At 70.1% G+C, this 25,674-nt stretch carries 26 protein-coding genes and 1 tRNA gene; 21 read left to right on the top strand and 6 right to left on the bottom strand.

Going from position 1 to position 25,674, the window contains the following annotated elements; all coding sequences use genetic code 11:
• Positions 1 to 588: 588 nt before the first annotated feature.
• Positions 589 to 1,797, bottom strand: a complete 1,209-nt coding sequence (locus tag LN042_RS09570) for an MFS transporter (RefSeq protein WP_230050434.1) — start codon at positions 1,795 to 1,797, stop codon at positions 589 to 591.
• A gap of 23 nt (positions 1,798 to 1,820) precedes the next feature.
• Positions 1,821 to 2,039 carry a DUF397 domain-containing protein gene (locus LN042_RS09565; protein WP_230050432.1) on the bottom strand — a complete coding sequence of 73 codons (219 nt, stop codon included), beginning with the start codon at positions 2,037 to 2,039 and terminating at the stop codon, positions 1,821 to 1,823.
• Positions 2,040 to 2,271: 232 nt separating this feature from the next.
• Between LN042_RS09565 and LN042_RS09560 the strand changes: the two genes are divergently transcribed.
• Both LN042_RS09560 and LN042_RS09555 read left to right on the top strand, forming a co-directional pair.
• Positions 2,272 to 2,691, top strand: a complete 420-nt coding sequence (locus tag LN042_RS09560) for a hypothetical protein (RefSeq protein WP_230050431.1) — start codon at positions 2,272 to 2,274, stop codon at positions 2,689 to 2,691.
• Positions 2,688 to 5,042, top strand: a complete 2,355-nt coding sequence (locus tag LN042_RS09555) for a tetratricopeptide repeat protein (protein ID WP_230050430.1) — start codon at positions 2,688 to 2,690, stop codon at positions 5,040 to 5,042. The genes LN042_RS09560 and LN042_RS09555 overlap by 4 nt, the downstream gene beginning before the upstream one ends.
• Positions 5,043 to 5,239: 197 nt before the next feature.
• On the opposite strand, the gene LN042_RS09550 is transcribed toward LN042_RS09555, so the two are convergent.
• Together LN042_RS09550 and LN042_RS09545 are read right to left on the bottom strand one after the other, a co-directional pair.
• Positions 5,240 to 5,470, bottom strand: a complete 231-nt coding sequence (locus LN042_RS09550) for a DUF397 domain-containing protein (RefSeq protein ID WP_230050427.1) — start codon at positions 5,468 to 5,470, stop codon at positions 5,240 to 5,242.
• A complete protein-coding gene (locus LN042_RS09545; protein WP_283843655.1) occupies positions 5,471 to 6,343 on the bottom strand; it encodes a helix-turn-helix domain-containing protein in 873 nt (290 codons plus the stop codon).
• Positions 6,344 to 6,611: 268 nt separating this feature from the next.
• Here LN042_RS09545 and LN042_RS09540 point away from each other — a divergent pair, with 268 nt between their 5' ends.
• The 4 genes from LN042_RS09540 (at position 6,612) to LN042_RS09525 (ending at position 9,230) form a co-directional block, all read left to right on the top strand.
• Positions 6,612 to 7,100, top strand: a complete 489-nt coding sequence (locus tag LN042_RS09540) for an ATP-binding protein (protein ID WP_230050423.1) — start codon at positions 6,612 to 6,614, stop codon at positions 7,098 to 7,100.
• Positions 7,101 to 7,217: 117 nt separating this feature from the next.
• Positions 7,218 to 8,213 (top strand): NAD-dependent epimerase/dehydratase family protein, encoded by a 996-nt coding sequence (locus LN042_RS09535; RefSeq protein ID WP_230050421.1) that lies wholly within the window; start codon positions 7,218 to 7,220, stop codon positions 8,211 to 8,213.
• A gap of 94 nt (positions 8,214 to 8,307) precedes the next feature.
• Positions 8,308 to 8,724, top strand: a complete 417-nt coding sequence (locus tag LN042_RS09530; RefSeq protein WP_230050419.1) for a 6-carboxytetrahydropterin synthase — start codon at positions 8,308 to 8,310, stop codon at positions 8,722 to 8,724.
• Positions 8,721 to 9,230: a hypothetical protein gene (locus tag LN042_RS09525; RefSeq protein ID WP_230050417.1), complete on the top strand. Its 510-nt coding sequence runs from the start codon at positions 8,721 to 8,723 to the stop codon at positions 9,228 to 9,230. The genes LN042_RS09530 and LN042_RS09525 overlap by 4 nt, the downstream gene beginning before the upstream one ends.
• On the opposite strand, the gene LN042_RS09520 is transcribed toward LN042_RS09525, so the two are convergent.
• A tRNA-Leu gene (locus LN042_RS09520) sits at positions 9,195 to 9,279 on the bottom strand. The genes LN042_RS09525 and LN042_RS09520 overlap by 36 nt on opposite strands.
• A gap of 449 nt (positions 9,280 to 9,728) precedes the next feature.
• On the opposite strand from LN042_RS09520, the gene LN042_RS09515 reads away from it, so the two are divergent.
• On the top strand, positions 9,729 to 10,157 hold the full coding sequence (locus tag LN042_RS09515) for an ATP-binding protein (RefSeq protein WP_230050778.1): 429 nt from the start codon (positions 9,729 to 9,731) through the stop codon (positions 10,155 to 10,157).
• A gap of 14 nt (positions 10,158 to 10,171) precedes the next feature.
• On the opposite strand, the gene idi is transcribed toward LN042_RS09515, so the two are convergent.
• A complete protein-coding gene (idi, locus tag LN042_RS09510; protein WP_230050415.1) occupies positions 10,172 to 10,888 on the bottom strand; it encodes an isopentenyl-diphosphate Delta-isomerase in 717 nt (238 codons plus the stop codon).
• Between the two features lie 435 nt (positions 10,889 to 11,323).
• Here idi and LN042_RS09505 point away from each other — a divergent pair, with 435 nt between their 5' ends.
• The 14 genes from LN042_RS09505 to LN042_RS09440 all read left to right on the top strand — a co-directional run.
• A complete protein-coding gene (locus LN042_RS09505; RefSeq protein WP_230050413.1) occupies positions 11,324 to 12,079 on the top strand; it encodes a phosphocholine cytidylyltransferase family protein in 756 nt (251 codons plus the stop codon).
• Entirely contained in the window at positions 12,067 to 13,128 is a 1,062-nt protein-coding gene (locus tag LN042_RS09500) for an iron-containing alcohol dehydrogenase family protein (protein ID WP_230050411.1), read from the top strand. Before LN042_RS09505 ends, LN042_RS09500 begins: the two co-directional genes overlap by 13 nt.
• An 85-nt stretch (positions 13,129 to 13,213) precedes the next feature.
• Positions 13,214 to 13,951: a CDP-alcohol phosphatidyltransferase family protein gene (locus tag LN042_RS09495; protein ID WP_230050776.1), complete on the top strand. Its 738-nt coding sequence runs from the start codon at positions 13,214 to 13,216 to the stop codon at positions 13,949 to 13,951.
• A complete protein-coding gene (locus LN042_RS09490; protein WP_230050409.1) occupies positions 13,948 to 14,862 on the top strand; it encodes a glycosyltransferase family 2 protein in 915 nt (304 codons plus the stop codon). Before LN042_RS09495 ends, LN042_RS09490 begins: the two co-directional genes overlap by 4 nt.
• A gap of 135 nt (positions 14,863 to 14,997) precedes the next feature.
• Positions 14,998 to 15,933, top strand: a complete 936-nt coding sequence (locus tag LN042_RS09485; RefSeq protein ID WP_372495703.1) for an ABC transporter permease — start codon at positions 14,998 to 15,000, stop codon at positions 15,931 to 15,933.
• 76 nt (positions 15,934 to 16,009) lie between these two features.
• Positions 16,010 to 16,786: an ABC transporter ATP-binding protein gene (locus LN042_RS09480; protein WP_230050774.1), complete on the top strand. Its 777-nt coding sequence runs from the start codon at positions 16,010 to 16,012 to the stop codon at positions 16,784 to 16,786.
• 299 nt (positions 16,787 to 17,085) lie between these two features.
• Positions 17,086 to 18,036 carry a squalene synthase HpnC gene (gene hpnC, locus LN042_RS09475; RefSeq protein WP_230050405.1) on the top strand — a complete coding sequence of 317 codons (951 nt, stop codon included), beginning with the start codon at positions 17,086 to 17,088 and terminating at the stop codon, positions 18,034 to 18,036.
• A 41-nt stretch (positions 18,037 to 18,077) separates the two neighbouring features.
• Positions 18,078 to 18,935: a presqualene diphosphate synthase HpnD gene (hpnD, locus tag LN042_RS09470; RefSeq protein WP_230050772.1), complete on the top strand. Its 858-nt coding sequence runs from the start codon at positions 18,078 to 18,080 to the stop codon at positions 18,933 to 18,935.
• 82 nt (positions 18,936 to 19,017) lie between these two features.
• A complete protein-coding gene (gene hpnE, locus LN042_RS09465) occupies positions 19,018 to 20,424 on the top strand; it encodes a hydroxysqualene dehydroxylase HpnE (protein WP_230050403.1) in 1,407 nt (468 codons plus the stop codon).
• A gap of 104 nt (positions 20,425 to 20,528) precedes the next feature.
• On the top strand, positions 20,529 to 21,599 hold the full coding sequence (locus LN042_RS09460) for a polyprenyl synthetase family protein (protein WP_230050771.1): 1,071 nt from the start codon (positions 20,529 to 20,531) through the stop codon (positions 21,597 to 21,599).
• Positions 21,600 to 21,774: 175 nt separating this feature from the next.
• Positions 21,775 to 23,745, top strand: a complete 1,971-nt coding sequence (gene shc, locus LN042_RS09455; RefSeq protein ID WP_230050769.1) for a squalene--hopene cyclase — start codon at positions 21,775 to 21,777, stop codon at positions 23,743 to 23,745.
• Positions 23,742 to 24,413: a phosphorylase family protein gene (locus tag LN042_RS09450; protein WP_230050401.1), complete on the top strand. Its 672-nt coding sequence runs from the start codon at positions 23,742 to 23,744 to the stop codon at positions 24,411 to 24,413. The genes shc and LN042_RS09450 overlap by 4 nt, the downstream gene beginning before the upstream one ends.
• A 2-nt stretch (positions 24,414 to 24,415) precedes the next feature.
• Positions 24,416 to 25,438: an adenosyl-hopene transferase HpnH gene (hpnH, locus tag LN042_RS09445; RefSeq protein ID WP_230050399.1), complete on the top strand. Its 1,023-nt coding sequence runs from the start codon at positions 24,416 to 24,418 to the stop codon at positions 25,436 to 25,438.
• A gap of 86 nt (positions 25,439 to 25,524) precedes the next feature.
• Positions 25,525 to 25,674: flavodoxin-dependent (E)-4-hydroxy-3-methylbut-2-enyl-diphosphate synthase (locus LN042_RS09440; protein ID WP_504871022.1), on the top strand; the 150-nt coding region annotated here is incomplete at its 3' end.

The following is a 25,674-nucleotide window of genomic DNA, read 5'->3' as shown; positions in this document are numbered from 1 at the left end:
AGGGCGCAAAAGGGTCAGAACTCAACCGACCAAAGTGGGTCACGCTTCAGCCGCCGCCGACACGGGTCATCTCCGGCTGCCCCCCGCTCGCGCGGGGCGGACGCGGCAAGGGCGAACGACTGGGCGCCCATCAGCGGCTGACCCCCGCTCGCGCGGGGAGGACACTTCCTGGCCTGCGGTGTTGGAGCGGCTTTGCAAAGCCTTGGTGATTTGCGGGACACAGATCAGTGCCTATGTAGGGGGTATGCCCTGATGGTACGTCGGCTTCGCCATTTGCAGATCATAAGGGGAGTGGTGAAGCTGGCGTTCGCAGCACGAGCCGTCATGCCACTCAGCATCTCGCCATAGTCAAGGTCGGCGGGTTCCGGCTGATCGATGTGGCGACCGGTGTTGCGGGTGACGGTCAGCAAATCGTGTGCGCTGGTGTGAAATGACTGTCTTGGGTGTATGAGCAAACTGAGCACATCGGCGCGGTGCGTCAACTGGTCATGGGGTCTGTCGGCTGACACTGCGCGACAGGAGGTGGCCCAACCCGCGTTGATTGTGCTGTCGGTTGATCCGGCGCCCAGTGCGGCTGGGCGATGAAGCTCATCGCTGCCTACGCCATGGCCAGGTGACCGATGCAGCAATGCCCAGAATGATCGCGGCTATCCACAGCGGAGCACGGAGTCCTGCTGCACTGGCGATGGCGCCGCCGGTGAGGGCGCCGAGGGCGGCTGCTCCGACGCCGAAGAAGCGGAACACCGAGACGACGCGGCCCAGTAGGTGGTCTGGTGTCATCGCTTGCCGGCCCGAGCTGGCGGCGACGCTGATGAGAGAGGAAGCGGCTCCCAGGAGCATCAGGAAAACCCCTGCGGCGAAGATGTTCGGCAGTAGGGCGATGCCGAACCATACGACGCCCTGGGCGAGGCAGGCGATGGCCACGACCTGCCGGTAGGAGAGGCGGCGGGTGAGGGGGGCGGCGCGCCAGCCAGCCAGGATGCCGCCGACTGCGGCCGTGGCGAGCAGGAGACCGTACCCGGCGTCTGCCACGTGCAGGGTGCGCGTCGCGTAGAGCACGAACGTGGCGAAGGCGATGTTGTAGGCGTAGTTGTAGGTCGCCAGGGTGGCGGAAAGGACTCGTAGCTCCGGCGTGGAGCGGAGGTGCTGGAGGCCGGTACGGATCGCGGCGGTCAGTGGTTCCGGTTGCTTGCTCGCAGCGGGCAGTCGAGGGAGTCGGCTGATGCACAACGCGGAGGCGACGAACGAGAACGCGTCTGCCGCGAACGGCAGCAGCCTGTTCACCGCGAACGTTGCAGTTCCGAGCGGTGGGCCGGCCAGTGACCGGCCGACCGTGTCGATTGCCCAGTAGCGGCCGTTGGTCCGGGCGAGCGCCTCCTTGTTGCGTTCGATCAGCGTGGGGATGACGGCCTGTGACGCCGAGTCGAAGAAGCACTGCGCGACACCCACGAGCAGGATCGCGGTGATCAACAGGGGCAGGCTCGCGTGGCCGGTAGCGATCACGAGAGCGAGAGCGGACAGCACCGCCGCCCGGGTGAGGTCGGCACTGATCATGACGGCCCGCCGTGGCCAGCGGTCTGCCAAGGCGCCGGCGGGCAGGCCTGCCACGAGCCAGGGTGCGTAGAAGGCTGCCGTGACGCTGGAGACTTCGAGCGGGTTGCGGGTCAGCGAGGCGGCCAGCAGTGGGGCTGCGGCCAGGAAGGCTCCGTCTCCGGTGACGGAGATCCCGGTCGACGCGAGCAGCGGCGCCACCCCGCCGGTCGTGCGTGTGGGGCGCGCGTCCTCTACTCGCGTCATGGCCAGGCCTCCTGGATCTGTTGTCAGTCGGCGAGTTGGTCCAGCGCGAACTCGCCGTTGTGTGCGCCGTCGAGGAAGGTCTGCCACTCGTGTTCGGTGAACGCGAGCACGGGGCCGTTGCCGTTGCTCTTGGTGTCGCGGACGCCGATCCAGCCGTCCTGGTACGTCACTTCGACACAGCCGGTCTCGCCACTTCCGCTTGCCTTGCGCCAGCGTCCGGCGCTGAAGTCCGGGTTCCTCATACGTGCCTCCTGAATCGGTTGCATCGCAGATCGCTTCTCATCGAGAGCAGCGAGTGACACCCAACCCTTCACCGCGCGGCGTCGCAACCCTTATAGAGGTAGGGCATGAGGACCCGCCAGATTCGGCCAGAGTCGTTCGGCCTCCCGTGGATGGGGTAGGCAAAGCCCTAAGGTAGATCGGTAGCACCGGGTCGCGGCCTTGCCACATGCCGTGAGCAGATGTGGGGGATAGATGGATCCGCAGGTGGTCGACCTCGCCAGGACCGCGGGCACCACGGTGGTCACGTTGATGGCCACGGACACCTGGAACAGGGCTCGGGATGGACTGGTGGCGCTGTGGCGTCGCGTCCACCCGGAACGGGCGGACCAACTCGCGGACCAGCTCGATGCCACACGGGAGGAGCTGGTTGCCGCCCGCCATGCCGGAGACGAGCTCAGCGAGAGCGAGCTCACTGCGGAGTGGCAGAGTCGGCTGCGGCGGCTACTCGTAGCCGAACCCGCGCTGGCGGAGGAGTTGCGCCGCTTCTTGGAGGAACTCGCCCCCGCCGATGCCGGGCAGCCTGCAGCAGATGGAATCAGCATGCACGCAACGGCGTCCGGGCACGGTCGCGTGTACCAAGCCGGCCGCGACCAGCACATCACCGAGGGATGAGCCGCGACATTGAGAACTGGCGCGGTGCGGTCGGTCCGCACTTCGAGGGTGAAGCGTCCGGACAGGGACGGGTGTACCAGGCGGCCAGGGATCAGCTGATCACCGAACATCACCACCACTACGGATCCCAAGAGTTGCTGCCCTGGGTACAGGTGGGCCCTACCAGTGCCGGTACGACGCCGCGATGGCCGGGGCCCGACACGGTGCGCATGCCGCTGGTCGAACGCCCGCCTCGCATCCTCCGTGACCGGCGTGAGCTGATGCGTGAGCTGCGCGTGCCGCGATCCGGAGGCGACGGACTCATCCACCTGCTCCACGGCATGGGCGGCAGCGGCAAAACGGCGGTGGCCTACACGCTCTTCCAAGAGTCGGTCGGCAACGGCCGGATCGGTCTGTGGGTCAACGCGTCCGACCGGATGACCTTGCGCGCGGGGATGCTCGCCGTGGCGGCGGACCGCGGCGCTGATTCGGGTGAACTTGTCGCCGCACACAGTGGACAGCGCGCCGCCGCCGACCTGGTCTGGCACTACTTGGACCACTCGCCGCAGCCGTGGCTGCTGGTGATCGACAACGCTGACGACCCGTCGGTTCTGGACGAGGGTGGATGGCTGAGGACGAGCCCGATGGGCACGGTCGTCGTGACGTCGCGACACGCCACATCGCCGCTGTGGCACACGACCGTGCGGCACAAGATCGACGTCCTGCCGCTCGAAGCCGCCGCCGAGGTGCTGCGGGACCTCGCACCGGAGGCGGGCAACCGCGATGAGGCGGAGCAGGTTGCGCGCACCCTCGGTTGCCTGCCGCTGGCCCTGACCCTGGCCGGCTCCTATCTGGCCCACCAACTCCTGGAGTCATGGACGATGAGCGAGTACGACGAGCGGCTTCGTGAGGAAACAACCAGCCTCGTCGACGAGGGCGCCCCACCCGGCAGCACCTCGCGAGGGCACAGCCAACTGGTCAGCCGCACCTGGCAGATCACGCTGGACACGCTCGCCGACCGCGGACTTCCACAGGCCACCACGCTGTTGAGGCTGCTCGCCTGCTGGGGGCCGGAGCCACTGCCCCTCGCCGTCCTGGCCCGCACCGCCGTCAACGCCGCCGGCCTTGACCGCGCAGACCCCGCGCTGGACAGCACCCAGCTCGAAGCAAGCCTACGCGCCCTCCTCGACCATTCCCTGTCGAGCCTCGTCGAGATCCCGCTGGGCGACAACGTGCCGCCCACGCGTTGCATTCAGTCCCACGGTGTCCTGCTCGACAGCGTGGCTTCGGCAACTCCCGCCCAGCAGCACCAGATTCTGATCAAGGCGGCGCTCCAGCTGCTCAACTCCGCCTTGCCGGATGGGGCCTCGCCCGGTGGCGGCAGGGAGCGTCTGCGCCTGCTGGTGCCGCACGTCGCAGCACTACTGCGTCGCACGACCTCCGAGACCGCTTCTGGGGCAGCCCGCCTGGCAGTACGCGTAGCCGCTCAAGTCCACGACGCCGGCGATTATGAGGCGGCCCTGGCCCTGGCCAACGCGGCAGCCGACACATCGCAGCGCCTGGAAGGGCCCGACCACCCCGACACACTGGCAGCCCGTCACCAAGCTGGTGAATCACTGCAACGCCTTGGCCGGCTCCAGCAGGCCGAGGACCTCCTTCGGACGGTTCTCACCGACCGCGAGCGAGTCCTCGGGCCCGACCACCCGGACACCCTGCTGACGAGCGTCGCACTGGCCATGGTGCTGTTCCTGCTCAGCCGGTACGCGGAAAGCCTGACCCTCCTGCGACGCGCGATCGCAGGCCAGCAGCGTTCTCTCGGGGAGGGAGCCCCGGAGACTCTCCGCAGCCGCGCCCTGATCCTGGAGTTCCTGGCCCAGGCCGGGGAGTTGGAGGAGTTCACACGCGCCGGCCAGACGACGGTGGCCGACTGCGAGCGTTTCCTGGGCCCGGAGCACCCGGTCACCGTGATCGCCTACAGCAACTACGCGTTCGGGCTGCTGCACGCCGGGACCCCTCAAGACGCACGGGCGGCGGCCGAGCATGCGCTCGAAGGGCGCATCCGCGTTTTGGGGCCGGAGCACCCGCTGGTGTACTCGGCGAAGCTGGTACTCAGCTGGGCGTTGATGCTCTGCGGCAACCACGAGGAGGCGGTCCAGACCATGCGGGAGGCCGTCGAGGGCCGCGAGAGGCTTCTGGGAGTGGACCACCCCCTTGCCGTAAAGGCCCGCGTCCTGCTCGCCGAGCGCCTCGCGGCTGCAGGTCAGATTGACGAGGCGCGGCTGATGCTGAGCCAGAACCTGGCCGATTGCGTGCGCCTGTATGGGCCGAATGACTCGGATGTGGAGCGAGTTCGGCCGATTCTCGGTTCTTGACCGCGCTCGTGCATCAGCGTCCGGACGAAGTTGAGTCTCGCCGAATGATCAGCTTGGCGAGGCCGGGGCGGCGTGGTTTTCACCGGGCCCCGGACTGAAGCGGCCTTCTCTGGAAGGATGGCCGTGGCCGGCCCCACCGAGACTGGGACCGGCCACGGCTCTCTCGCGCTGATCGTCCGGGCGACGGCGCGCTGCCGTCAGACGAGGTGATCGAAGGCGCCGGCCTTCGCGCCGAGGATCATGGCCTTGATTTCGTCGCGGGTGTACACCAGCGGCGTCTGCTCAGGGCGCTTGGAGTCCCGAACAGCGATGAGCGTGCCGACGACGCCGAACTCCACACAGTTGTCGCTGCCCCCACTGAATGGGCTCTTCTCCCAGGTGACGCCGGAGAAGTCCAGCTCGGCCGGGTTGGGCTTGGTGGTGCTCACTTACAACTCCTCGATCATGCGGTAGATCCTGCTGCGGGTCTCGGGTGGACCGAGGGCACGGGCCCGCAGGTGGTCGAAGACCCCGGTGTACCGCTCCACGTCGGCTGACCCCTCGAAGTACACCGAGTTGGGGCCATTCTCCACCCACACGACATCCGGGTTCGGTGGTGCGAAGCCCATGAGCACGAAGGAACCGTCCAGGCCAGGGTGGAATCCAGCGCTGAACGGCATCAGCTGGATGGTGACGTTCATCCGGTCACCCATCACGATGAGATGCTCCAGCTGCCCCTTGAGGACCGCCGGTGAGTCCTCGATGCGGCGGATCGCCGCTTCGTCGATGACCGCCCACAACTTGCACGGATCGGCGCCGTCGAGAAGCTTCTTGCGCGCCATGCGGACCTTCACGAGGTCCTCGACCTGCTCGGGCGTGAGGTCCACGCGCATAGCGGTGATGACCTGGCGCGCGTACTCCTCGGTCTGGAGCAGGCCGGGCATCAAGGTGGGCTCGTAGTTGTGCAGCGAGATCGCGCTGGACTCCAACGCGAGGTAACCGCCGTAGCGGGTAGTGTTGATGACGGCGGAGTACTTGCGCCACCACTGCTGGCGCTGCGCGGCGTCTGCTCGGACCAGGTCCAGGACGTCGTCCCGGACGACCGGGTCGGTGACGCCGTAGCAGTCGAGCATGGCTTTGACGAGGACCGGGGTGGTGCCGCGGTCACCGCTCTCGATGCGGCTGAGTGAACCCTGGTTGACCTCGATCGCCGCTGCCACCTCAGCCATCGTCAAGTCCGCTCGCTCGCGCAACTCTTTCAGCTTCGACGCAAGTTGACGGCGATACACGGACTTGAGTGCGGGGCTTCGCTTGGGCGCCATGGGCACAGTCTGTCCTCCCCCAGGGGTCGAGTACAACCGAACTGAGGAATCTAGGCGGGACATGTTGTCCATTTCCCTCTCGGAGGGCATCCTGTCTATCGATAGCGAAGCGTGATGGAGTGATCTCGCTTCGTGTCATCCGCTGTGCCCTGCGCTGACCCGCAGGACTTGAACGACATCCCTTGGCCGCAACGCCTTCTGATCCGCCGCGAGAGCCACGCGCCTGAATCTCCGCTGTTCGCAGGCTCTTTCGAGTGGGGAGCACGTCATGATCGAAGAGCAGAACGAATCCCGGTCGGCGACGCCGGAGCTGGACCTCGCCACGCTCGGGTTCTACCTTCAGCCCCAACCGGACGGCTTCGTCCTCCACATGAGCGCCAGTCGCGAGCACGTTCAGGCGATGCGGAGCCACGTCTTCAAAGCGGTTACGGGCGCTGGCGTCGATGAGGACACCGCAGACAGCGCGCGGCTGGTTGCCAGCGAACTCGTGGGCAACGCCGTGCGGTTGTGCGGTCCGTGGGCCCCGGTCGTCGTGCGGGTCGTGAACGATGCCGAGGAGGTCAAGGTCCAGGTCCATGATCCTGAGCCCAGCGTGGTTCCCCGTCGAAGCCGGCAGCTGCCGGACAACGTGACGGCCGAGACCGGGCGTGGACTGTGGATCCTCGACGCCATCGCGCCGGGGTGGAGCGTTGAGCCGAGCCCCATCGGCAAGCAGATCAGCTGCATCCTGCCCCGTCCGCGTCCCGAGGCCAACTGAAGCCAACGGGCTCAACCAGGTTGTGAAGGCCAGCCCCTGGGCCGGACCTGTCCAAGAACGGAGACGGCTATGACGTCGCCTGCTGTGTTACCCCCTGCCCGCTCCTCTGCGCTTGCGGTGGCCTTCGAGCACCGCAGGGTCCTGGTTGCTGGGGCCGCAGGCTTCATCGGCTCGCACTTGTGCGAGCTCCTCCTTGCCCTCGGCGCGGAGGTCATTGGAGTCGACAACCTGACCACAGGGCGGATCGGGAACCTCTTCACTGCACTGCCCAACAGCCGGTTCTCCTTTGAATCGCACGACATCAGCACGCCGTTCGAGATCGCCGGCCCGCTCGACTACGTGTTCCATCTCGCGTCGCCAGCGTCCCCGCTGGACTGCGCGTGCCTGCCTCTGGGCGCGATCAAGGCCGGCGCCCAGGGCACGCTGAACATGCTGGACCTTGCCCAGGCGAAGCAGGCCCGGCTGCTGCTGGCCTCGACCTCCGCGGTCTACGGCGACCCGCAGGTCCATCCACAGCCCGAGTGGTACTGGGGCAACGTCAATCCCGTTGGGCCGCGCAGCGTCTACGACGAGGCCAAGCGCTATGCGGAAGCGCTGACCACCTGCTACCGGACGGCGGGGCGCGTGGACACCGTGATCGTGAGGATCTTCGACACGTACGGCCCGCGGATGCGTTGTGACGACGGCCGAGTGGTTCCCGCCTTCCTTCAACAGGCCCGCTCCGGCGAGCCGATCACGGTCGCAGGCGACGGCAGCCAAACCCGATCGCTGTGCTACGTGGATGACACCGTGGAAGGCCTGCTCGCGGCTGCGGCATGTGGATGCCCGGCGCCGGTCAACATCGGTAGCCCGAGCGAGATCAGTGTGCTGCGACTGGCCGAGGAAATCCGCGTCATGACGGCCTCATCGTCACCGATCACGTTCGTTACCCTGCCGACCGACGACCCGAAACGTCGCTGCCCGGATATCTCCGTGGCGCGGACCGAGCTGGACTGGGAGCCGCGCGTCTCGCTGGCGGAGGGCCTACGGCAGACCTTCGCGTGGGTGCAGAGCGCCGCCCTCATCGGGGGCTCCACGTCCGTCCTGACGATCGAAGAACTGAGACCTGAGTAACCGACTGCCTCTGCCCGACCGGAAATCGGCGGCAAGTCCATCGTCATCCGGCTGCCGTTGCTCCCCGTCCTGGCCTGACCCTGGCGCCCTCCGCGTGTTCGGGTGCCACACAAGTACCGAGAAGGAGAAGCAAATCAGGAAGAGCTTCGGGCCGTTCGCGGCCGCGCACCACCTCAACGGCCTGCCGGACGGCCACAAGTGTGCGAGCGTCCACGGCCACAACTACCAGGTGACCGTCACGTTGGCCTCTGACGAGTTGACCGTCCCCGGCTTCGTGACCGACTTCGGGGACCTGGCTCCGTTCGGTGCCTACGTGCGGCACCGGATGGACCACCGCGACCTCAACGAGGTCTTCGACTTCGAGCCGACCAGCGAGCTGCTGGCCAACCACCTGGCCGAGTGGTTCATCGCGAACGTGGAGCCGGCGGTGCCCGGCCGGCTGCTCTCAGTCCGGGTGTCCGAGTCGCTGTCGAGCTGGGGCGAGTTCGTGGTGCAGCGGGATGTGGCATGAGGGCACATCACGAGCTCCCCGCCGTCTCATCGGCGTACCACCTGCCGCAGCCCGCGCGCCTGCGGAACCACGGTGCCCAGGCTACCAGCAGCCCCGACCGAGCCGCCGCCGAATCAGCTCAACGCGACATCGAAGCCGCGACCGCCAGACTCGCCCGCTACCGCGCCACCCTCGACGCCGGAGGCGACCCGGCCACCGTCTCCCAGTGGATCAACGAAGTCCGACTCCAGCAGGCCGCCGCCCAGACCCGGCTCAACCAGCTCACCTCCGCAGCCCCACTCACCCTGACCCGCCAGCAGATCGAACAGCTGATCGCCGAGCTGGGTGACCTCACCGACCGGCTCCTCCGGGCCGAGCCCGAACGCAAGGCACCGATCTACGAGGGCTTCGGTCTCAACCTGGTCTATGACATGAAAAAGCGGATCGTGACCGTTGAGTCGCGACCCGCCAATTTCATGTACGCAACGAAGTGTCCGAGGGGGGACTTGAACCCCCACGCCCGATAAAGGGCACTAGCACCTCAAGCTAGCGCGTCTGCCATTCCGCCACCCGGACTGGGTGTGTGCCTTGGGGGTTTTGCGTGGTCCCCGTGGCGACAGAGAGAACATTAGCAGGCTTTTGGAGTGGGTCTCACCTGCGGGTTCCCGGGTGGGGTGGTCCGTGGGGGTGGTCCATGGGGTGGCGGGGGCGCTCAGGGCTTGAACGGTTCTGCGGGCGGGATGGGGGCCCAAGTGGACACGGGGTGATCGGAAGGGGGCGCAGTCGGGCGGAAGCGGTCTGGCGGGGGCAAGTTGCTCGACCTTGCTCGGTCCGCAGGGCGGCTCTCCTAGCCTCGGGGGGCGAAAGGGGAGCCTTGAACGGAACGCCCCGTTCCCTGGCGACCCGAGTTCCTCAGAAGGGTGGCAGGCGTGGAGCGGACCAGCGTGACGGCGATCAGCCTCACCGAGGTCGAGCAGTGGGACGGCGAACGGGTCGGTCGGGTCGGCGCCGGCGAGCCCGACGGCGTGTGGCGGCTGGCGGCCGCGGCTCACGAGTCGGCGGTGCCCCGGATCAGGCATGCGGTGCGGGACCTGCTGCGGGCCCGCGGGCTGGTCGGGGAGCGGTACGCGGACGTCACCGACGGAGTGCTGCTGATCGTCTCCGAGCTGGTGACCAACGTGGTCGCCCATGCCGCGCTGCTCACCCCGGAGGTGGTCTGCGAGCTGGCGATCGGGGGCGGCCAGGTGCGGGTGGCGGTGGAGGACGGCCACCCGCACCGGCCCAAGGCGGTGCAGAGTGACGAGGAGCAGACCGGCGGGCGCGGGCTGATGCTGGTGAAGAGCATCAGCCTGGCTTCGGGCGGTTCGTGCGACGTGGAGCGGACGGGCAGCGGCGGCAAGGTCATCTGGGCTTCGCTGCCGCTTCCCGCCCCCCGCGAGGCGGACGGCGACTAGCTAGGAACCGGCCCTCACCAGCCGTGGCCCGCGATTTCACGGATCCCCGGCAGCGCCGCCTCGAAGACGGTGTCGAACCAGACCGAGAACGGCTTCTCGGCCTGCAGCTGCTTCAGTTCCGCGGCGGTCACGAAGCGGGTCGAGTCGACCTCGTCCGGGGCCGGCCGCAGCTCATCGGTCATCAGGCCAACGAACAGGTGGTTCCACTCCCGCTCGATCAGCCCGGAGGCCTCGTCGGGCAGGTCGTAGCGGACCGTGCCGGCCGCGCAGAGCAGCGCGGGGGCGGCACCGAGCTCCTCGGCGACGCGCCGGGCCGCGGCGACGAACGGCGGCTCGTCGGGGTAGGGGTGGCCGCAGCAGGTGTTGGACCAGACGCCGGGGGAGTGGTACTTGCCCAGTGCCCGGCGCTGCAGCAGCAGGCGGCCCTGCTTGTCGAAGAGGAAGACCGAGAAGGCCCGGTGCAGACGCCCGGGCTGCTGGTGCGCCCAGAGCTTCTCCGCGGTGCCGATGGTGGCGCCCTGGTCGTCCACCAGCTCCAGCAGGATCTCGGGCGCGCCCGTGCCGCCCCCGCCCGCCGAGGCCGCTGCGGCCGGGGAGGCGGCAGAGGACGCGGAGGCGGCAGAGGACGCGGAGGCCGGGGACGGCACGGCAGCCGCGGTGTCTGCGGTGTCTGCGATGTCTGCGGAGTCCGGGGCGGCGGTGGCCAGGCTGGTCGGTCGGCTCTCGGGCATTGGACCTCTTTCGGCACGGGGACCGGCGCCGCCACCCGGGCGCGGGCGCGTCGGACGCACCACCCGGGCAAGCCCCCGGTCCTATGAACGGCAATGAGCAAGGACATCACCACGCGCGCCCCCAGACCCGGACCGGACCGGGTACGGAGGGCTTCGGATGCCCCAGTCTGCCGCATGCCCGGCGTGCGCGGACGGATTCCACGTAGCTGCCGGGTACCTGGGCGCTTCCACAGGGCGCACGCCCGCGCGCACGCCCCCCGGGCTCGAAAATCCGTCCACAGATCGTGCACCTGTCGGTCACTCGGCGTGCGGCCCGCCCGACCGGCGTTCGGGCAGGTCGAGCGAGTCGCCTACCATCACTGATGGCATTTGCCCCGGCCCGTGACGGCACCTCCCCGCCCCACCTCCGGCCCGACGAACCACAGGAGACCCCGCATGATCGGCCTCGTTCTGGCAGCCGGAGCCGGCCGCCGGCTGCGCCCGTACACCGACACGCTCCCCAAGGCGCTGGTGCCGGTGGACGGCGAGAAGACCGTGCTGGACCTCACCCTGGGCAACTTCGCCGAGGTGGGCCTGCGGGAGGCGGTGATCGTGGTCGGTTACCGCAAGGAGGCGGTGGCCGAGCGCAAGGACGCCCTGGAGCAGAAGTACGGCGTCAAGCTCACCCTCTGCGAGAACGACCGCGCCGAGGAGTGGAACAACGCCTACTCGCTCTGGTGCGCCCGCGAGTACTTCCGCGAGGGCCTGCTGCTGGCCAACGGCGACACCGTGCACCCCGCGTCCGTGCAGCGCACCCTGCTGGACGGCAATGACCGCCTGATCACCGAGGGTCGGGCGCCGGGCGTGCTCCTGGCCCTGGACACCGTGAAGAAGCTGGCCGACGAGGAGATGAAGGTCGTCGTCGATCCGGTAAAGGGTGTGCAAAGGATCACCAAGCTCATGGACCCGGCCGGGGCGACCGGCGAGTACATCGGCCTGACCGTGATCAATCCGGCAGCCGCCGACGACCTGACCGACGCGCTGCGCACCACCTACGAGCGCGACCCGCAGCTGTACTACGAGGACGGCTACCAGGAGATGGCCGACCGCGGGCTGCGGATCGACGTGCAGCCGATCGGCGAGGTCGCCTGGGTCGAGGTGGACAACCACGAGGACCTCGCCAAGGCCCGGGAGATCGCATGCCGGTACTGACCAGGCTGGTCCCCTCCCCGCTCTTCGTGGAGATCCGGCACGGAGCCCTGGACGCGCTCGCCGGCATCCTCGCCGACCAGCGGCTCTCCAGCGCCGGCCGGATCGCGGTGGCGATCAGCAACGGCACCGGGGTCCGGCTGCGCGAGCGGCTGGAGCCGCAGCTGCCGGCGGCCGACTGGTACGAGGTGGACGACGGCACCCTGGACGCCGCGGTGCGCCTCGCCGAGGCGATGCGCGGCGGCCACTACGACGTCCTGGTGGGCCTGGGCGGCGGTAAGATCATCGACGCCGCCAAGTACGCCGCCGCCCGGGTCGGACTGCCCGTGGTGTCGGTCGCCACCAACCTGGCGCACGACGGCATCTGCTCCCCGGTGTCGATCCTCGACAACGACGCGGGGCGCGGCTCCTACGGCGTGCCCTCGCCGATCGGGATCGTGGTCGACCTGGACGTGATCCAGCAGGCCCCCGAGCGGTTCGTGGCGTCCGGGATCGGCGATGTGGTCTCCAACATCTCCGCCTGCGCCGACTGGGAGCTGTCGCACCGGATCACCGGTGAGGCGGTGGACGGACTGGCCGTCGCGATGGCCCGTTCGGCCGGGGAGAACATCCTGCGGCACCCGGGCAGGCTCCCGGAGACGGACCTGCTGACGGCGCTCTCGGAAGCACTGGTACTGTCCGGCATCGCAATGAACATCACGGGCAGCAGCCGGCCCTCGTCGGGTGCCTGCCACGAGATCTCACATGCCCTGGACGTGCTCTTTCCCAAGCGTTCCGCCCAGCACGGCGAGCAGGTCGGCCTCGGGGCCGCCTTCGCCAGCCACCTGCGGGGCGATCGCGAGCTGACCGGGCTGATCGTCGCGTGCCTGCGGACCCACGGGCTGCCGGTGACCGCCGATCAGCTCGGTTTCACCGAGGCGGAGTTCACCGAGGCGGTGCACTACGCTCCGAATACCCGTCCGGGTCGCTTCACCATCCTTGAGCACCTCGACCTCTCCCCAACAGACATCAGGGACGCGTACGCCGACTATGTCCAAGCCGTCAACTGCTGAGTCCCGCTCAGCCACCCGCCCCCCGGTCGACCTCACGGTGCGGCCCTCGATCGAGGAACTGCGCGCCGTCATCCATCCCGAGGGGATGCTGCAGCGCCGCAGTGCCGAGCACTGGGCGGGGCGGCTGTACATGCGGAAGATCTCGCTGCGGATCACCCGGGTGCTGTCGACGGTCACCGCGATCACGCCCAACGGCCTGACCTACCTGATGATGTTCACCGGCATCCTGGCCGGCATCGGGCTGGTCGTCCCGGGCATCGCCGGCGCGGTCGTCGGTGCCCTGCTGATCCAGGTCTACCTGCTGCTCGACTGCGTGGACGGCGAGGTGGCCCGCTGGCGCCGGCAGACCTCGCTGACCGGCGTGTACCTGGACCGGGTCGGCCACTACATGTCGGAGGCCGCGCTCCTCACCGGCCTGGGCCTGCGGGCCGCCGACCTGTTCCACCGCGACGGCGCGGCCAGCCACTGGGCGTGGGCGTTCCTCGGCACCCTGGCGGCGCTCGGCGCGATCCTGATCAAGTCGGAGACCGACCTGGTGGACGTGGCCCGGGCCCGCAGCGGCCTGACCGCCGTGGAGGACAGCGCCTCGGTGCCGCGCTCGGCCTCGGTGGCCAAGGCGCGCCGGGCGGCGTCCTTCCTCAAGTTCCACCGGCTGGTCGGCGCCGTCGAGGCCTCGCTCTTCGTCCTGGCGGCCGGGATCGCCGACCAGGTGCACGGCGGGCTGTTCTTCACCCGCCTGGCGGTCGTGGTGCTGGCGGCCATCGCCATGCTGCAGACCGTGCTGCACCTGCTGAGCATCGTCCTCTCCAGCAGGCTGCGATGAGCACGACCACACGGACCACCAGCACCTCCGCCGACGAGTTCAAGCTCGGCGCGGTGATCATCACCATGGGCAACCGCCCGGCCGAGCTGGCCGCGCTGATCGACTCGGTGCTGGCCCAGGAGGGCCCGGCGGTCGAGCTCGCGGTGGTCTCCCAGGGCGTGCCGATGCCGCCGGTTCCGGCGGGCGTGCGCACCGTCGAGCTGCCGGAGAACCTCGGCATCCCGGGCGGGCGCAACGTCGGCATCGAGCTGTTCGGCCCGAACGGTCGGGACGTCGACGCGGTGCTCTTCCTCGACGACGACGGCTGCCTGCCCCGCACCGACTCGGCCCGGCTGCTGCGCGAGGCCTTCACCGCCGACCCGGAGCTCGGCATCGTGAGCTTCCGGATCGCCGACCCGCAGACCGGGCAGACCCAGCGCCGCCACGTGCCGCGGCTGCGGGCCAGCGACCCGTTGAAGTCCTCGCGGGTCACCACCTTCCTCGGCGGTGCCAGCGCGGTCCGTTCGACGGTGTTCGAGCAGGCCGGGCAGCTGCCCGCCGAGTTCTTCTACGCCCACGAGGAGACCGACCTCGCGTGGCGGGCGCTGGACGCCGGCTGGTCGATCGACTACCGCGCGGACATCGTGCTGCACCACCCCACCACCTCGCCGGCCCGGCATGCCGCCTACTTCCACAACGTGGCGCGCAACCGGGTCTGGCTGGCCCGGCGGAACCTTCCGGCCCCGCTGGTGCCTCTCTACTTGTGCACCTGGATTCTGCTCACTCTGGTCCGTCGGCCCTCGGGGGAGGCTTGGAAGGCCTGGCGGCAGGGGTTCCGGGAGGGCTGGCGCACACCTGCGGGTGAGCGGCGGCCCATGCGATGGCGTACGGTATGGCGATTGACCAGGCTGGGCAGACCGCCGGTCATCTGATCGCCCGATCGGCGGATCATCACACCGCCGCTCGGGCACCACTCGTGATCCGCTGGGACTCCGGTTCCAAGCCCGTTCCGGACCCGGCGACTGCACCCGGCCAGCTGCCGGACTTCCGATTCGTGAAGGACGAATGTGTCGACAGTGAGTGAACCAGTCAACCTCTCCCTCCCCGGAGGTGTTGATACCGGGCTGACCCCCAAGCAGCTCGCCGATAAGTACGGCCTGACGGTCAGTGGGGCCCGGCCCGGGCTGTTCGCCTACACGAAGCAGCTGTGGGGGCGGCGACACTTCATCATGGCGTTCGCCACGGCCCGCCTGGTGGCGCAGTACACCACCGCCAAGATGGGCCAGGTCTGGCAGGTGGTCACCCCGCTGCTCAACTGCGCGGTGTTCTACCTGGTCTTCGGCGTGATGCTGAAGAACCGCGACATCCCGGAGTACATCCCGTGGCTGTGCACCGGCGTGTTCATCTTCCAGTTCAGCCAGAGCGCCATCCAGTCCGGCACCGGGGCGATCTCGTACAACCTGGGCCTGATCCGCGCGCTGCACTTCCCCCGCGCCTGCGTGCCGATCGCCTTCACGGTCATCCAGCTCCAGCAGCTGCTGATCTCGATGGTCGTGCTGATCGCGATCCTGCTCGGCTTCCAGATCCCCGTCGGCCCCACCTGGCTGCTGGTCATCCCGGCGCTGCTCTTCCAGAGCCTCTTCAACACCGGGCTCGCCCTGATCATGGCCCGGATCGGTGCCAAGACCAGTGACGTCTCGCAGCTGATGCCGTTCATCCTGCGCACCTGGATGTACGTCTCCGGCGTCATGTACAGCATCGCCGGCAGCGTGCACACCTGGAACCCGGTGGCGCAGTTCATCATGCGGGTCAACCCGGCCTCGGTTTACATGGAACTCATCAGGCACTCCCTGATGCCGCAGATCTACGACAAGCACAAGTACGCGAAGTACCAGGTCCTCCCGCCGCACATCTGGGCGCTGGCCATCGGCTGGGGCGTCGTGATGTTCGTCATCGGCTATGTTTTCTTCTGGAAGGCTGAGGAGGAGTACGGCCGTGGCTGACACGATCACCGACCTGACCGAGACCGAGGCCCAGGCCCAGGCCGAGGCGTTCCGTGCCGGGCGCGACGAGCGGGCGATCGCCGCCGCCAAGGAGACCCGGACGCCGACCGTCGTCGTGGACGACGTGCACATCGTCTACAAGGTGCACGGCGCCTCCGCCGGCAAGGGCAGCGCCACCTCCGCACTCTCCCGCCTGATCTCGCGCAAGCGCTCGCCCGCCATCACCGAGGTGCACGCCGTCCGCGGTGTCAGCTTCACCGCCTACAAGGGTGAGGCGATCGGTCTGATCGGATCCAACGGCTCCGGCAAGTCGACGCTGCTCTCGGCGATCGCCGGCCTGCTGCCGACCGAGAAGGGCGGCATCTACACCAATGGCCAGCCGTCGCTGCTCGGCGTCAACGCGGCGCTGATGGACGACCTGACCGGTGAGCGCAACGTGGTGCTCGGCTGCCTGGCGATGGGCATGAGCCCGGCCCAGGTCAAGGAGCGCTACCAGGGCATCGTCGACTTCTCCGGGATCAACGAGAAGGGCGAGTTCATCAACCTGCCGATGCGCACGTACTCGTCGGGCATGGCGGCGCGCCTGCGGTTCTCGATCGCGGCCGCGAAGACCCACGACGTGCTGCTGATCGACGAGGCGCTGTCCACCGGTGACCAGGCCTTCCAGCGGCGCAGTGAGGCCCGGATCCGGGAGCTGCGCAAGGAGGCCGGTACGGTCTTCCTGGTCAGCCACAACAACAACGCGATCCGGGACACCTGCGAGCGGACCATCTGGATCGAGACCGGCAAGCTGATAATGGACGGTCCCACCGACGAGGTGGTCGGCATGTACGAGCGCGGCGAGCGCCCGTAACACGGCGAGCGCCCGCAACACACAGAGGCACGGGGCCCAGCGGCCCCCGGCACCGCGCGGAGCCGGTGCCCGGACGTCACCAGGACGCCCGGGCACCGGCTCCGGCGCGTGCCGCCGAGGAGTGCTCCGGGGCTGTGAGCCGCGCGAGTGAGCACGATCGGCGCGCCGGGGGGCGGTCTTTTCGACGGGTGACCGAAAGTGAAAGGGTGGGGGCCCAGGCGGGGTGTGGTTCTGCGCCCGGGGGAATATCCGAGTCGATTCCATGGTCAAGACCGGTGTAGAACGGGGGAGTGACGGAAGTGACGGTTTCGGCTCAGACCTCGGCGCGGGCGCAGAGCGCCGCGGTGGGGGGCACGCTCGACAAGGCGGCGCGGGAGAACTTCCCCGTGGCTCCCGGCTTCCTGCCGGCGGCCTGGCGGGACGCCCTGATGGCGGTGTACGGCTTCGCGCGGCTGGTGGACGACGCCGGCGACGGCGATCTGGCCGACCCCGAGCAGACGGCCCGGCTGCTGGGCGCAGCCACCCCTTCGGAGCAGTCGGACGATACGACTTTCAGGCTCGGCCTCCTGGATGCCATCGAACGTGATCTCGACCGCGCGTTCGAGGCGGCCCTGCCCGGCGCCGCCGGCGAGGCCCCTGCCCACCCGCTGCTGGGTGCGCTGGTGCCGGTGATCCGCGATCACGACGTCACCCCGGAGCCGTTCCGCAAGCTGATCGAGGCCAACCGGGTGGACCAGACCACCACCCGCTACCCGACCTTCGACAGTCTGATCGGCTACTGCACGTTGTCGGCCGATCCGGTGGGGCGCCTGGTCCTCGCCCTGGCGGGCGTCGCGAGCCCCGAGCGGATCGTCCTGTCGGACCGTATCTGCAGCGCACTCCAGGTGGTCGAGCACCTACAGGACGTCGCCGAGGACCACTCCCGGGGGCGGATCTACCTGCCCACGGAGGACCTGGAGCGGTTCGGGGTGGCCGAGGCCGACCTCGGGCGCCGCACCGCGAGTGGCAGTATTCGGGAGCTGGTCGCGTTCGAGGCCGCCCGGGCCCGGACCCTGCTCGACCAGGGAGCGCCGCTGGTCGGTACCGTTCGTGGCAGGCTTCGGCTGCTGCTGGCGGGCTTCACCGCCGGCGGGTACGCCGCCCTGGCGGCCATCGAGGCCGCCGGGTACGACGTGCTGGCCCAGCAGCCCAAGCCCGACAAGCGCCGCCTCGCGATGAAGGCGGCGGCCATCTTCGCGAAGGGAAGGTGAACGCCCGAGTGGCGGCATCACCACTGGCGTCGGCACCGGTCATGGCGGCGTACCGCTACTGCGAGGCGGTCACCGCCCTGCAGGCACGCAACTTCAGCTACGGGATCCGGTTGCTCCCGGAGCCCAAGCGGCTCGCCATGTCCGCGCTCTACGCGCTCGCCCGCCGGGTCGACGACATCGGCGACGGCGAGCTGGCGGCCGACCGCAAGAAGGAGCAGCTGCTGGCCACCCGGGCACTGCTGGACGAGATCCGGGCCGGCAGCGTCGCCGAGGAGGACACCGACCCGATCAAGGTGGCGCTGGCCGACGCGGCGCGGCGCTTCCCGATCCCGCTGGACGCCTTCGACGAGCTGATCGACGGCGTCGAGATGGACCTGCGCGGCGAGGAGTACCAGACCTTCGAGGACCTCAGGGTCTACTGCCGCTGCGTGGCCGGCTCGATCGGCCGGCTGTCGCTGGGCGTCTACGGCTGCGAGGACCCCAAGCGCGGTGCCGAGTACGCGGACACCCTGGGCCTGGCCCTGCAGCTCACCAACATCCTGCGCGACCTGCGGGAGGACGCCGGCAACGGCCGCACCTACCTGCCCGCCGACGACCTCGCCCGGTTCGGCTGCGAGCAGGGCTTCGCCCGGTCCACCCCGCCGGCCGGCGCCGATTTCACCGGTCTGATCGCGTTCCAGGCGGCGCGGGCCCAGGGCTACTTCGAGGACGGCCTGCGGCTGCTGCCGATGCTGGACCGCCGCAGCCGGGCCTGCACCGCCGCGATGGCGGGGATCTACCACCGGCTGCTGGGACGGATCGCGGCCGAACCGGAGTCGGTCCTGCGGGGCCGGGTCTCACTGCCGGGCTGGGAGAAGGCCTACGTGGCGCTCTCCGGCCTGGCCGGAGGTCGCTCGTGACTTTCCACGCCGATCGGCAGCCAAGCCGGTGGGATAAGTGGGAAGATCACGAACGAACCACGTAGCAGCTTAGGGAGGCGAGATGACCGGGGAAACCGGGAGCGGCGGCACGGCCGTGGTGGTCGGCGGCGGCCTGGCCGGGATCACCGCCGCACTGCGACTGGCCGAGGCGGACGTCGAGGTCACCCTGCTGGAGGCGCGACCGCGGCTCGGCGGGCTGGCCTTCTCGTTCCGCCGCGGCGAGCTGACCGTGGACAACGGCCAGCACGTCTTCCTGCGCTGCTGCACGGCCTACCGCGGCCTGATCGAGCGGCTCGGTGCGGTGGACCAGGTGGAGATCCAGCCGCGGCTGGACGTCCCGGTGCTCTCGGGGGGCGCGTCCGGCCACCGGCTCGGCCGGCTCAGCCGTACGGAGCTGCCGGTGCCGCTGCACCTGGCCGGCGGCCTGGCCGGCTACCCGCACCTGGGCGCCGCCGACCGCCTGCGGGTGGTTCGCGGCGCGCTGGCGCTGCGCCGCCTCGACCTGGCCGACCCGGCGCTGGACGCCGTCTCGTTCGGCGCCTGGCTGCGCGCCCACGGGCAGAACGACCGGACCATCGCCGCGCTCTGGGACCTGGTCGGGGTGGCCACCCTGAACGCCCGGGCCGACGAGGTCTCGCTGGCCCTGGCCGCGATGGTCTTCAAGACCGGCCTGCTCACCGAGCGCGGCGCCGGCGACATCGGCACCGCCAGGGTGCCGCTGGGCGCCCTGCACCACGACGCGGCCGGCCGCCGGCTGGCCGCCGCCCAGGTGGCGGTCCGGCTGCGGACCAAGGCGGTGGAGCTCAAGTCCGACGCCGACGGCCGGCACACCGTGCGGCTGGAGAGCGGCGAGCTGCTCAGCGCCGACACCGTGGTGCTGGCCGGCGCTCAGGACACCGCGGCGGCCCTGCTGCCGCCGGACGCCGTCGCCGGGCAGGAGCGGTTCGGCGAGCTGGGTTACGCGCCGATCCTGAACGTCCACGTGGTCTACGACCGCCCGGTGCTGCGCCGCCCGTTCTTCGCGGCGCTGGACTCGCCGGTGCAGTGGGTCTTCGACCGCACCGAGCACTCGGGCGTGGCGGCCGTCCACCCCGGCGCCCAGTACCTCGCGCTGTCCCAGTCGGCCGTCCGGGACGAGATCGACCTCCCGGTCGCCGAGCTGCGGGCCCGCTACCTGCCCGAGCTGGCCCGGCTGCTGCCACCGGCCCGGGGCGCCGAGGTGCTCGACTTCTTCGTCACCCGGGAGCGGACCGCCACCTTCGACGCGGCCCCCGGCACCGCGGCGCTGCGCCCCGGCCCGGCGACCCGGGTGCCCGGACTGCTGCTGGCCGGCGCGTGGACCGCCACCGGCTGGCCCGCGACGATGGAGGGCGCCGTGCGCAGCGGCCACGCCGCCGCCGACGCCGCACTCGCCGCCGCGGGCCGCCCCGTCCCGGTGGACCGCGGTGACGGGCGGTGGCCGCGATGACCGCACCACCGGTCGGGCCGACCGGCGCCACCGTCAGCACGTCCACCAAGAACACCAGCACTACGGCCCATGGAGAGGGAACACTCGTGGAGGCACGTCCCAGCATGTTCGCGGGCGCGACGGCCCAGGCCGAGCCCGTCTCGGTACCGGAGCTGCTGGCCAGAGGCCGCACGCTCTGCACCCCGCCGCTGCGCGCGGCAGTGGCCCGGCTGGCGTCCCCGATGGACGCGGTCGCGGCCTACCACTTCGGCTGGACGGACGAGGCCGGCAACCCGGTGGCCGGGGACGGCGGCAAGGCGATCCGCCCGGCGCTCGCCCTGCTCTCCGCGGAGGCGGCCGGAGCCCCGGCACCTGCCGGAGTACCTGGTGGCGTGGCCGTTGAGCTGGTGCACAACTTCTCGCTGCTGCATGATGATCTGATGGATGGTGACGAGACTCGTCGGCACCGGGCCACCGCTTGGACGGTCTTCGGACCGGCGCAGGCGATCCTGGTCGGCGATGCGTTGGCCACCCTCGGCACCGAGGTGCTGCTGGACGCCGGGCGCGGCGGCGCGGCCACCGACGTGGACGCGGCCCGCGCCGTGGCCCTGATCACCACCGCGACCCGCAAGCTGATCGACGGCCAGGCCCAGGACCTCTCCTTCGAGCACCGCGACGCGGTGACCGTCGCCGAGTGCCTGGAGATGGAGGGCAACAAGACCGGTGCCCTGCTGGCGGCCGCCTCGGCGATCGGCGCCGTGCTGGCCGGCGCGGACGACCGCACCTCGGACGCGCTGCAGCGCTACGGACACCACCTCGGGCTGGCCTTCCAGGCCGTCGACGACCTGCTCGGCATCTGGGGCGCCACCGAGGTCACCGGCAAGCCGCACTGGGGCGACCTGCGGCAGCGCAAGAAGTCGCTGCCGGTGGCCGCCGCACTGGCCGAGGGCGGCGCCGCCTCCCGCCGCCTGGCCGAACTGCTCGCCGACCCGCAGGGGCGGGGCGAGGAGTCCGAGGAGGTGCTGGCCGCCCGCGCCGCGCTGATCGAGCAGGCCGGCGGCCGGGCCTGGACCCAGGAGGAGGCACGTCGCCAGCACAGCACCGCGCTGGACGCACTGGACGAGGTGCCGATGGCCGACGACGTCCGTGAACGTTTCGTCGCCCTCGCCGAATTCGTCGTGGTACGAGAGAGGTGACACCAAGTTGACAGCAACCGCGAACGGCCGGCTCGACCCTGAGTACGATTCCGAGCCGGTCGCGGTGGAGGAGCGGTCCCCCGGGCCGGCCGATCCGGTCGGAGCCTGGCGGGGACCGGACAGCGCGGCGGCCGTAGGGGGGCGCGCCGCGGAGCCGGGTGAGGAACCGTCACCCCTGGACCGCGCGACGATCGAGGACAGCCTGCGCCGGGCCACCGAGCACCTGCTGTCGCTGCAGGACGACGAGGGTTGGTGGAAGGGGGACCTCGAAACCAACGTCACCATGGACGCCGAGGACCTGTTACTGCGGCAGTTCCTCGGAATCCGCACCGCGGAGCAGACCGCGGCCACCGCCGAGTGGATCCGCTCACAGCAGCGCGAGGACGGCACCTGGGGGACCTTCCACGGAGGGCCGCCGGAGCTCTCCACCAGCGTGGAGGCGTACGTCGCACTCCGCCTGGCGGGGGACGACCCCGAAGCCCCGCACATGCGGGCCGCCGCCGAGTACGTACGCGGGGCCGGCGGGATCGCCGCCACCCGGGTGTTCACCCGGATCTGGCTGGCCCTGTTCGGCTGGTGGCCCTGGGAACGGCTGCCGGAGATGCCGCCGGAGATCATGTTCCTGCCCAAGTGGCTCCCACTCAACATCTACGCCTTCGGCTGCTGGGCCCGGCAGACCATCGTGCCGCTGACCGTGGTCTCCGCCCTCCGTCCGGTCCGGCCGGCGCCCTTCGCCCTGACCGAGTTGCACACCGACCCGGACAACCCCTTCCCGCTGCGCCCGCTGGCCCCCCCGACCACCTGGGACGGCTTCTTCGAGCGCCTCGACATGGTGCTCCACGCCTACCACAAGCGCGCGGTGCGCCCGCTGCGCCGGCTGGCGCTCAACCAGGCCCGCCGCTGGATCGTGGAACGCCAGGAGGCGGACGGCTGCTGGGGCGGCATCCAGCCCCCGGCGGTCTACTCGCTGATCGCCCTGCACCTGCTCGGCTACGAACTCGACCACCCCGTCATGCGGGCGGGCCTGGAAGCCTTCGAGCGGTTCACCGTGCACACCGAGGACGGTGCCCGCTGGCTGGAGGCCTGCCAGTCCCCGGTCTGGGACACCTGCCTGGCCACCATCGCGCTGGTCGACGCCGGGGTGGCGCCGGACCACCCGGCGCTGGTCAAGGCGACCGACTGGATGCTCGGCGAGGAGATCACCACCAAGGGCGACTGGGCCGTGCAGCGGCCCCAACTCTCCCCGGGTGGTTGGGCGTTCGAGTTCCACAACGACACCTACCCGGACATCGACGACACCGCCGAGGTGGTGCTGGCGCTGCGCCGGGTGGCTCCCAGCCACCCGCACCCCGACCGGGTGGCGGCGGCCGCCGACCGCGGGGTGGCCTGGAACCTCGGCATGCAGTCCAAGAACGGTGCCTGGGGCGCCTTCGACGTGGACAACACCAGCACCCTGCCCAACAAGCTGCCGTTCTGCGACTTCGGCGAGGTGGTCGACCCGCCGTCGGCCGACGTCACCGCCCACGTGGTGGAGATGCTGGCCGACGTCGGCATGGCCGACGACCCGCGCACCCGGCGCGGCGTCGAGTGGCTGCTGGCCAACCAGGAGGAGGACGGCTCCTGGTTCGGCCGCTGGGGCACCAACTACATCTACGGCACCGGCTCGGTGCTGCCGGCCCTGGTCGCGGCCGGGGTGCCGGTCTCCGACCCGGCGATCCGGCGCGCGGTGCGCTGGCTGGAGGAGCGGCAGAACCAGGACGGCGGCTGGGGCGAGGACATGCGCTCCTACGAGGACCCGGAGAAGTGGTCCGGCCGCGGCGACTCCACCGCCTCGCAGACCGCCTGGGCGCTGATGGCGCTGCTGGCGGCCGGGGAGGGCCCGGACCGTGCGTCCGCCTCCGGCGACGGCCCGGGCAGCGCGCCGGACGACGGCCGGGGCAGCGCCGCGGTCGAACGCGGGGTGCGCTGGCTCGTCGCCACCCAGCTGCCCGAAGGCAGTTGGGACGAACCGCAGTTCACCGGGACCGGGTTCCCGTGGGACTTCTCGATCAACTACCACCTGTACCGGCTGGTCTTCCCGGTCACCGCGCTCGGCCGCTACCTGCACGGCAACCCCGTGCTCGGGCAGGCGGGGAGGGCCACGTGACAGCTCCAATGCTGGTGCTCTGCGCGCTGGCGCCCGAGGCTTGGGCGCTGCGCGGCGGGGACTGGGCGAACGGGCTCGGCGGCCGCCCGGTGCTCGCGCGCACCGGGATGGGCCCCACCAAGGCGGCACGGACCGTCAGCAGCCTGCTGGCAGCGGGCTCCGGGGCGTACAGCGCGGTGGTCCTGACCGGATTCTGCGCGGCGGTGGCTCCCGGAACAAGACCGGGAGAGGTCTTTGTTGCCGACAAGGTGCAATCCGCATCGGGCCGTTCGACTGCTACCCGGCAGCCCGACGCGCTCGCCCGGGCCCTGCGCGGCCTGGGCCTCGACGTGCGCGTGGGCGCGCTGCACTCGGCGGACCACGTGGTGCGCGGCCCGGAGCGCCGCGCGCTGCACCGGGCCGGGATGACCGCGGTGGACATGGAGTCGGCCGCGGTGCTGGAGCGGCTGCCCGCCGGCCTGCCAGTGGCGGCGGTCCGGGTGGTGGTCGACGCTCCCGAGCGCGAACTGCTCCGCTGGGGAACGCTCCCGTCCGGGCTGCGCGCCTTCCGCACACTGCGGGCCGCCGTGCCCGCCCTGCTCGGCTGGCACCGCGCGGTGGCCGCCGAGCCGCACCTCCCCCATGCTTTCGATACTTCCCTGCCGACGATCTCTCAGGAGGCGAGCTAGCCATGGCCATGCCGCTGCGCCAGACCTTGCGAGTCAGTTCCTATCTCTTGCAGCAGAAGCTCATCAAGCGGGCCGAGAAGTTCCCGCTGATCGTCGAGCTGGAGCCGCTGTTCGCCTGCAACCTCGCCTGCGAGGGCTGCGGCAAGATCCAGCACCCGGCCGGGGTGCTCAAGCAGCGGATGCCGGTCGCCCAGGCGGTCGGCGCGGTGCTGGAGTCCGGCGCCCCGATGGTCTCCATCGCGGGCGGCGAGCCGCTGATGCACCCGCAGATCGACGAGATCGTGCGTCAGCTGGTGGCCAAGCGCAAGTATGTCTTCCTTTGCACAAACGGCCTCCTGCTGCGCAAGAAGTTGGACAAGTTCACTCCTTCGCCGTACTTCACCTTCACGGTGCACATCGACGGGCTGCGCGAGCGGCACGATGAGTCGGTGGCCAAGGAGGGGACCTTCGACGAAGCGGTGGCCGCCATCAAGGAGGCCAAGCGCCGTGGATTCCGGGTCAGCACCAACAGCACCTTCTTCAACACCGACTCGCCGCAGAACGTCATCGACGTGCTCAACTTCCTCAATGACGACCTGAAGGTCGACGAGATGATGCTGTCGCCCGCGTACGCCTACGAGAAGGCCCCCGACCAGGAGCACTTCCTGGGCGTCGAGCAGACCCGGGAGCTCTTCCGCAAGGCCTTCGCCGGCGGCAACCGCAGGCGCTGGCGGCTCAACCAGAGCCCGCTGTTCCTGGACTTCCTCGAAGGGAAGGTGGACTTCGAGTGCACCGCCTGGGGGATCCCCAACTACTCGCTCTTCGGCTGGCAGCGCCCCTGCTACCTGATGAGCGACGGCTACGTCCCGACGTACCGCGAGCTCATCGAGAAGACCGACTGGTCCAAGTACGGACGGGGCAAGGACCCGCGCTGCGAGAACTGCATGGCGCACTGCGGGTACGAGCCGACCGCGGTGCTGGCCACCATGGATTCGCTCAAGGAGTCCCTGCGGGCGGCTCGCGAAACCGTGATGGCCTCGCGCTGAGGCGGCGGCCCGGCGCGCGTGCAGGAGTGCGCGCCGGGCTCGATCATGGCATCAGGACTACCGCACAGCAAGGATGTGTCGAACCCATGACCGCGATCTCGCTCGGCATTCCGTCCGTGCCGCATCTGCCGCTCGCCACTCGCCGGGTGTCCCGGCAGATCATGGTGGGCAATGTGCCGGTGGGCGGTGACGCGCCGGTGTCGGTGCAGTCGATGACCACCACGCTGACCGCCGAT

The sequence above is a fragment of the Kitasatospora humi genome (assembly GCF_020907985.1).
Lineage (GTDB): Bacteria > Actinomycetota > Actinomycetes > Streptomycetales > Streptomycetaceae > Kitasatospora > Kitasatospora humi.
This window is presented reverse-complemented; position numbering and strand designations above follow the sequence as displayed.